We start from the raw sequence: 6,656 nt of genomic DNA on the forward strand, positions 1-6,656 counted from the left end.
TCTTTTGCGAAATAATCGACAAATTTCCCTTTACCCTCGTCGCCCCATTGAGCGCCAACGACCACTACTGCTGGCATGAATATTCCCCTTGTTGAATAGACACTGTTTCAGGGGGAATCTAGCCAATTCCCCTGGGGATAGCAATGGAGGATTCGCTTAATGCTCGGTATCCTGAGGATTTCGAATGTTCTTAGAGAACCAATGGTGCGGGTCATCGCTAATGGTTCGCGCAATTTCGACGAAATGACCTTTGTTTTTGAGACCGGTCTCGTAATCTTTTTTTGAGAGAGGAATATTGATCTGGAACATCACAGTTGTGCCGCAGAGGACCGAAATGATGTATTCCCCCGGAGCCCGTTCGTAAATCGTGTAATCCATCGGTTCTGAGAGAAGTTCTTTCCATGCCATAATTACCTCACCAGCTTCGGAGCCCAAGCCGTGTTGGGCGGGAGCGTATCGCTCACACGTTGATCTTGGATAAAGGACGTCAATTTTTCGACCGCTTCTTGAGAGGCCCGTTGCAAGGCCTCGATCGTTGTCGCTCCGACATGGGGAGAGTAAATCACATTCGGCATTTGGAACAGCAGAGACGATTTAGGAAGAGGCTCCGAAGGATAAACATCCGTCGCGAGGGTGAACTGAGGATGATCCTGAAGGTGAGAGATCAGCTCGTTATAATTAAAAAGTTCACCGCGAGCGGCATTCACCATCGTTGCGTGATCCTCAAACCAATCGAGGGTTGTGGCATTGATCATATGGCGAGTTTCGGTGGTCAAAGGCACGTGGAAGGTGACCACATCGGAGTGGCGAATCACTTCTTCCAAGCCTTGATAATCCACTCCGGGAGTTTGCTCGACGTACGGGTCGTGGACGAGAACTTTCATTCCGAACGCCTGGCCGAGGTGGGCAACGCGCCTTCCGATGCGGCCGTAACCAATCACTCCCAAAGTTTTTCCGTGAAGTTCCGAACCAATGAGAGGTGAACGATCCCAATTTCCCTGCTCCATTTGTTTTTTGGCGAGAAAGAATTTGCGTTGGGCAGAAAGAATGAGCATCCAGGTGAGCTCGGCGGCACTGGTCGCGTTGGCCTCTGGTGTGTGCATCACGATCACATTTTTTTCTTCGCACGCGGCCAGCTGAATATGATCAAAACCACTGGTGGCGGTAATAATCACTTTTAACCGAGGAAGTTTTGCGAGAACGGCGCTGTCGATCTTAGTTCCACTTCGAATCAATAAGGCGTCCGCAGTGTCCCAGTGAGATTTAAGTTCCCCTAAATCTTCGGCTTGATGGACTTCGCAGATATTTTTTTGCTTGAGATCGAGAATGGACTCTAAAGAATAGCGGTTCACCACTAAAACTTTAAACACGAGCTTGCTCCATGGCCTGATGGAGAGCTTTGGCGGTTTTTGTGAGATCGTCCAAAGTCATCGCGCCCATGTGGCCCACGCGAATCAACCGGCTCTTGTAGGCATCTTGCCCGGCCATCACGATAATTTTGTGCTGATCCTGCAGGATCTTTTGAACTTTTTGACTATCGATATCTTTGGGCATTTCGAGAGCGGTGAGACTAGGGCTCGGGGTCTGCGGGAAAAGCCGAATGCTGTCGTTGAGCACTTCCTTACGAAAATGAGACGCCCGATGAGCGATTTCGGCAAAGTGCTTTTGCATACCTTGGGACTCTATATATTTAAGAACCACATCGAGGGCGCGGATTAGGCTCACGGCGGAACTCCAACGGGTCTGCGTGCTGTCGTTGGCTTTTTTTTCTCCGACAAGATCAAAGTAAAAGGCCTGTCGTGGCCCTAATTTTTCGGCGCGCGCCCAGGCTTTTTCCGAAAGCGAAATGAACGAGAGGCCGGTTGGGAGCATCAAAGCTTTTTGCGATCCTGTGATCACCACATCCAAGCCCCAACGATCCATAGGGACATCGTAAGCTCCGAGGGCAGTGACCGCGTCGACGATCACTAAGCGATCGGTGTTTCGAGTGAGTTGAGCTAATGCTTCCACGGGCAGTTGAGCGCCGGTACTGGTTTCGCAGGCCTGACAAAGTATCGCTTGAATTTGGGGATGATTTTTTAAAATTTCCGAAACTTTATTGAGATCCAGATCCTGACCCCAGGGCAACTGGAGATGGACGGGCTTTAAGCCGATACTTTTCGCGAGCTCCAACCAACGATTTCCAAACTTGCCAGCGTCAATGACCAGAACCGTTTCACCCTGTTCTATGGTGTTGAGCAGCGCCGCTTCCATAGCCCCTGTGCCGACCGAGGCCAAAACAAAACAGTGCTGTTTGGTTTGAAAAAGTTTTTTTAAATTGTTTAAAACGCGATCGAGAATCACCTCAAACTCTACCGTGCGGTGATGGAGCACCGGTTGCGCTAATTCTTTAAGCACCCAATCAGGAAGGGGCACAGGGCCCGGAGTCATTAAGGTATAATTATTCATCGGAATCACAATTTCATTCTTGAATGCGCAAAAGTCAAAAGGTACGTTAATCGGTCGATGAAAGACCTACGATGAGTTTAAAATTATTAGCCTTTTTGCTCATATTTACCGGTTGCGCCTACAGTTGGGGCCCTAATAAACGCGAATTGCCGGGTGGGCATAAAAAAGTTTACGTGAAAGTCTTCCAGAACCAAACCCAAGAGGTAGGGATGGAAACAGAGCTGACCAATGCGTTTTCGCAGGAGTTGGCTCGCTCCGGCGTCGGCGAATTGACCGAAGAGTCCGAAGCCGAAGTCACCCTGGTCGGCACAATTCACACGTTAGATTACTTAGGTCTGTCGCCGATCACTTTACCAGGTCGACGAAGCACCACTTTGTTTTCGGAATACCAGACGCGAATGACCATCGTCCTTAAAATTTTAGATAAAAACGATAAAGAGATTTGGCAGGGTCAATTTTTGGGAGAGAAAAACTACAAGGCGCCTCAGCTCGTCGGGGACGCCTCTCAACCCAACGGAACATCTCTTCGAACCGCCAATCCACTTTACAATCAAAATGCCCGGCGCCAAGTGGTGCGCGTGATCGCGAAAGACTTAGCGGTCGAAGCGGTGAGCCGCATGACGGAGAACTTCTGATGGAATTTAATCTTCAGGATTTCCAAAAGCGAATCTCCACACACCCTCAACCGGTTTATTTATTGTTTGGTGAAGAAGAGTTCCTGGTGGATCAAGCCATCACGTTGTTTCACCAAGTGGTGGACGAGGGCACTCGTGATTTTAATTATGATGTTTTTTACGCAAAGGAGTCTCCACCTTCCACAATATTAGACGTGGCAGAGACACTCCCGATGATGGCCCCTCGTCGAGTGGTCGTGATCAAAGATGTCGAGAAGTGGAACGAACCCGAGTGGTCTTTATTCGACAAGTACTTTGAAGATCCGTCTGAGTCCACAGTTTTGGTCCTGGTGGCAAAAGCAGTGGATAAGCGTAAAAAAACAATCAAACGCTTGATCGAGAGCGCCGAGGCCATCGAGTTTAAAAAACTCTACGATAACCAGGTCCCGCAATGGATTCAGTATATGGTTCAGCGTGCAGGCCTCTCCATCGAGCGTGATGCCGTGGCTCTTCTCCAGCAGTTCGTGGGTAATAATTTGCTCGATATTCAGAGCGAGGTTCAGAAGCTCGCGCAATTTCTAGGGGACCGAAAACAAATTTTGGTGAAAGATGTCATCGATGTCGTTTCGAAAATTAAAGTGCAGTCAGTTTTTGATCTCTCACGCGCCATCGGTGAAAGCGACAAGGCCAAAGCCCTCTTGTGTCTGTCTCAGTTGCTCGCTCATGGACAAAACGAAGTGGCGATTCTCGCTCTGATTTCAAGACATGTGAGGATTTTACGTTTGGTCAAGAAGGCGAAGCAGGAAGGGCAGAAGGGGCCTCAAATCGCCAGCCGTGCGGGAGTCTCGCCTTATTTCTTGGCCGAGTACGAAGCTCAATCCCGAAACTGGACCGATAAAAAAATCGAAAAAACAGTAAAGGCCCTTCTCGACACCGATCGAGCTCTCAAATCTTCGCCACTGTCCTCGCACATCTGGCTCGAAAACTTTATCATTCAAACTTGTAATTAAAAACTCTCCCTCCCAGTCATAGACCGAGAGGGAGGGGAGATAGAGAGGTATCGCTCTTTCTCTACACAAGCTATAACCCAATACGTTTGTCGTCATTGATCAGATGACTCAACGGAAGGAATAGGGGCCTGGTGTCCGATGTGTTGTTGCGGCGAGAGGTCCTTCGCTAGCGCTCAAGATGGGGGACTAGGAGATGATTGCGATGAATTCGGATTTTTCGGGAAGCTGCGAAGCTTTAAGTTCGCGACAAGGAACTTGAATCACTTTTTCGTTTTCGGAGGTGAGGTCCATTCCTAGAGTGCAGAGCTTATCGGGCATGATGCGCTTGAGGTCTTCCAACGTCGAGCGAAAACGATAGGGTGTATCCATGAGAATCACAGGTACTGTGGATTTTTTGATTTGCAGTAATTCTTTCTCGCGCAATTCTTTTTTGGCGGGAATAAATCCACGAAAATAAAATTCCGCAAGCTCGAGACCCGATAAGCTGAGAATCATCATCAATGACGAAGCTCCAGGAATCGAGGTGACGGGAATGTTTTTCTTGCGACACGCTTTGACCAGCCGTGCACCAGGATCACAAAAACCGGGAGTTCCGCAATCGGTGACGAGAGCCACATTTTTAGTCGCGCATTCGCTTAGTAAAAATTCGATATCGTGGTCTTTGCTATGCTCATTGAGCAGTTCGTGCTTCTCAGGGCGCGGGAGGCCCAAGGCCTTAAAGAGTTGAAATAAAGGTTTATGTTCCTCAGCAATAATCAGCTCCGCGCTTTTCAGAACTTTCAGCGCTCGAAGTGAAATATCATCCGGATTTCCGATAGGCACAGCCACCAAACTTAAAGACATACTCGGATGGTACCAGGTACCTTTTGCGGAAGCGATGTGTAAAAAAATATAAGATATTTTTTTACACATCGCTTCCGCAAAAGGTACCTGGTACCATGCAATTATGAACTGGAAGACGTTGAAGAGTGAGCAGATTTTTAAGTCGGGGTTGGTGACGATTGATAGGGACACGTGTGAGTTGCCCGATGGACGAATTATGCCGGGGTATTACACCCTTCGATTTCCGGATTGGGTGAATATTGTGCCGATCACTTCTCAGGGAGAAGTGATTTTGATTCAGCAGTATCGTCACGCCACCGGAAAAGTTCATCTCGAAGCTCCAGGGGGCGCCGTGAACCGGGGAGAGAATCCAGATGTGGGGGCGCTTAGAGAGTTGCGGGAAGAGACCGGCTATATCTCTGATCAATTGATTAAACTTGCCGAGAATCATCCTAACCCGGCCCTCCAAGACAATATCATTCACACTTATCTCGCTCTCAACTGCGTCGACACCGGCGAGCAGGAACTCGATCCTTATGAAGATATTCAAGTGGTGAAGTTACCTCTCTCGCAGTTGGAAGAGAGAGTTCGTTCTGGTGAAATCGATCATACCATTGTGGTGGCGTCGATTCTCCACGCCATGGCTTACTTACGAAACACTTCGGCCCACGCCGAGCTTCTTAAAAAGTAAAATCTTTTATGTTTAGGATTTCTTGAGGCGGAGTGACGTTCGGCGAATGGCAAGTGTCGACAAAAACGAGCTCCACTTCGGGATGGTCTTTGGCAATTTTATTTAAAATTTTAGGTTCGTTGTCGATTAAGATTGTGCGCGACTTTAATTTTTTAAGTTCGCTAATTTTTTTCGACTTAAAATCTTCATCGATGTCTTTGGGCTGAGGCTTCATAAATAAAATCCCTTGCTGACCTGGAAACTCAAAATGATGGAGATACTGGAGGGTGCCTGGGCTCATGAGATCTCTCGGTCGACCGGTCAAATACACAAACGGAATGCCGTCGGCTTCCAGCTGATGAACAAAGCGCACGGCGCCAGAGTGAGGGACGTCGTATTTTAAAAAGTCGTTGGAGAAAAAATGGAGGCGCCAATAAGCATGAAGGTCGGCCAAAAGGGCAGGATCTGCCTTATCTAGAGACAATCTTTTCAGCGCCTCCGTATATCCGTATTCGCCGCGTCGGCAGTCCACGGCCGAAAGTTTCGCGCAAAACTCGGGGTGTTCTTTAAGTTTATCGACAGCGTACTGCTTTAAAATCGCTTCATTGCGTTTGTGCGTTAGAAGGAGTGTGGAATCGATGTCTAAAATGACGAGGCTGTCAGAGTTGAGTGAGCTCATTAATTCGGAGAGTTTTTGGGGCCTTTGCATCATGTTGCCTCTGTTCTAGTTGATGAACTCCGTTTATGCAAATATAACCCCCTGCAGAGTCATAAAACTTTGGGGGACACTTTGGATACTTTAATTATCGGTGGATCGTTAGCGTTTATCATCTGGCTTTATTTTAGAAACAATCCTCTAAAGCATTCAAAAAAGTTCATGATGCGTCGATTTGTAAACTGGTTTCCTCTGGGGATGACCTACGCGTTTCTTTATATGGCTCGTTACAATCTCAACGTTTCTAAAAATGCCTTCGGCGATCTCATGACCAAAGAAGATTTTGGAATCATCTTTGGGGTGGGAACCACTGTGTACGGACTTTCGTTTCTTTTGAATGGTCCCCTGGTGGATAAAATTGGCGGTAAAAAAGGAAT

10 protein-coding genes are annotated in these 6,656 nt (G+C 47.8%); 4 read left to right on the top strand and 6 right to left on the bottom strand.

Annotation, left to right across the window (positions count from 1 at the left end; all coding sequences use genetic code 11):
* From K2Q26_12330 to K2Q26_12345, 4 genes are all read right to left on the bottom strand, one after another.
* The coding region (locus tag K2Q26_12330; protein MBY0316304.1) for an adenylosuccinate synthetase at positions 1-77 on the bottom strand (77 nt) is incomplete at its 3' end.
* A 79-nt stretch (positions 78-156) separates the two neighbouring features.
* Positions 157-408: a hypothetical protein gene (locus tag K2Q26_12335; protein MBY0316305.1), complete on the bottom strand. Its 252-nt coding sequence runs from the start codon at positions 406-408 to the stop codon at positions 157-159.
* A gap of 2 nt (positions 409-410) precedes the next feature.
* A complete protein-coding gene (locus K2Q26_12340; GenBank protein ID MBY0316306.1) occupies positions 411-1,370 on the bottom strand; it encodes a phosphoglycerate dehydrogenase in 960 nt (319 codons plus the stop codon).
* Positions 1,363-2,448 (bottom strand): alanine--glyoxylate aminotransferase family protein, encoded by a 1,086-nt coding sequence (locus K2Q26_12345; protein ID MBY0316307.1) that lies wholly within the window; start codon positions 2,446-2,448, stop codon positions 1,363-1,365. Before K2Q26_12345 ends, K2Q26_12340 begins: the two co-directional genes overlap by 8 nt.
* Positions 2,449-2,519: 71 nt before the next feature.
* On the opposite strand from K2Q26_12345, the gene K2Q26_12350 reads away from it, so the two are divergent.
* Positions 2,520-3,083, top strand: coding sequence for a hypothetical protein (locus K2Q26_12350; protein MBY0316308.1), 564 nt, complete (start codon positions 2,520-2,522; stop codon positions 3,081-3,083).
* Positions 3,083-4,072, top strand: coding sequence for a DNA polymerase III subunit delta (holA, locus tag K2Q26_12355; protein MBY0316309.1), 990 nt, complete (start codon positions 3,083-3,085; stop codon positions 4,070-4,072). Before K2Q26_12350 ends, holA begins: the two co-directional genes overlap by 1 nt.
* 186 nt (positions 4,073-4,258) lie before the next feature.
* Here the strand turns inward: holA and K2Q26_12360 are convergent, their stop codons facing one another.
* Positions 4,259-4,915 carry a methyltransferase gene (locus K2Q26_12360; GenBank protein MBY0316310.1) on the bottom strand — a complete coding sequence of 219 codons (657 nt, stop codon included), beginning with the start codon at positions 4,913-4,915 and terminating at the stop codon, positions 4,259-4,261.
* Positions 4,916-5,018: 103 nt separating this feature from the next.
* Here K2Q26_12360 and K2Q26_12365 point away from each other — a divergent pair, with 103 nt between their 5' ends.
* On the top strand, positions 5,019-5,585 hold the full coding sequence (locus K2Q26_12365) for an NUDIX hydrolase (protein MBY0316311.1): 567 nt from the start codon (positions 5,019-5,021) through the stop codon (positions 5,583-5,585).
* On the opposite strand, the gene K2Q26_12370 is transcribed toward K2Q26_12365, so the two are convergent.
* Positions 5,575-6,276: an HAD family hydrolase gene (locus K2Q26_12370; protein ID MBY0316312.1), complete on the bottom strand. Its 702-nt coding sequence runs from the start codon at positions 6,274-6,276 to the stop codon at positions 5,575-5,577. The two genes, K2Q26_12365 and K2Q26_12370, sit on opposite strands and share 11 nt — an antisense overlap.
* 93 nt (positions 6,277-6,369) lie before the next feature.
* Here K2Q26_12370 and K2Q26_12375 point away from each other — a divergent pair.
* Positions 6,370-6,656 (top strand): MFS transporter (locus tag K2Q26_12375; GenBank protein ID MBY0316313.1); only part of this gene is annotated, 287 nt, incomplete at its 3' end.

The sequence above is a fragment of the Bdellovibrionales bacterium genome, assembly GCA_019750295.1.
In the GTDB taxonomy this organism is placed as follows: domain Bacteria; phylum Bdellovibrionota; class Bdellovibrionia; order Bdellovibrionales; family JAGQZY01; genus JAIEOS01.

Bases quoted from the DNA above. Each gene is read 5' to 3' on its own strand.
- K2Q26_12345 (MBY0316307.1), bottom strand. From the start codon at position 2,448: ATGAATAATTATACCTTAATGACTCCGGGCCCTGTGCCCCTTCCTGAT.
- holA (MBY0316309.1), top strand. From the start codon at position 3,083: ATGGAATTTAATCTTCAGGATTTCCAAAAGCGAATCTCCACACACCCT.
- K2Q26_12350 (MBY0316308.1), top strand. From the start codon at position 2,520: ATGAGTTTAAAATTATTAGCCTTTTTGCTCATATTTACCGGTTGCGCC.
- K2Q26_12360 (MBY0316310.1), bottom strand. From the start codon at position 4,915: ATGTCTTTAAGTTTGGTGGCTGTGCCTATCGGAAATCCGGATGATATT.
- K2Q26_12335 (MBY0316305.1), bottom strand. From the start codon at position 408: ATGGCATGGAAAGAACTTCTCTCAGAACCGATGGATTACACGATTTAC.
- K2Q26_12365 (MBY0316311.1), top strand. From the start codon at position 5,019: ATGAACTGGAAGACGTTGAAGAGTGAGCAGATTTTTAAGTCGGGGTTG.
- K2Q26_12370 (MBY0316312.1), bottom strand. From the start codon at position 6,276: ATGATGCAAAGGCCCCAAAAACTCTCCGAATTAATGAGCTCACTCAAC.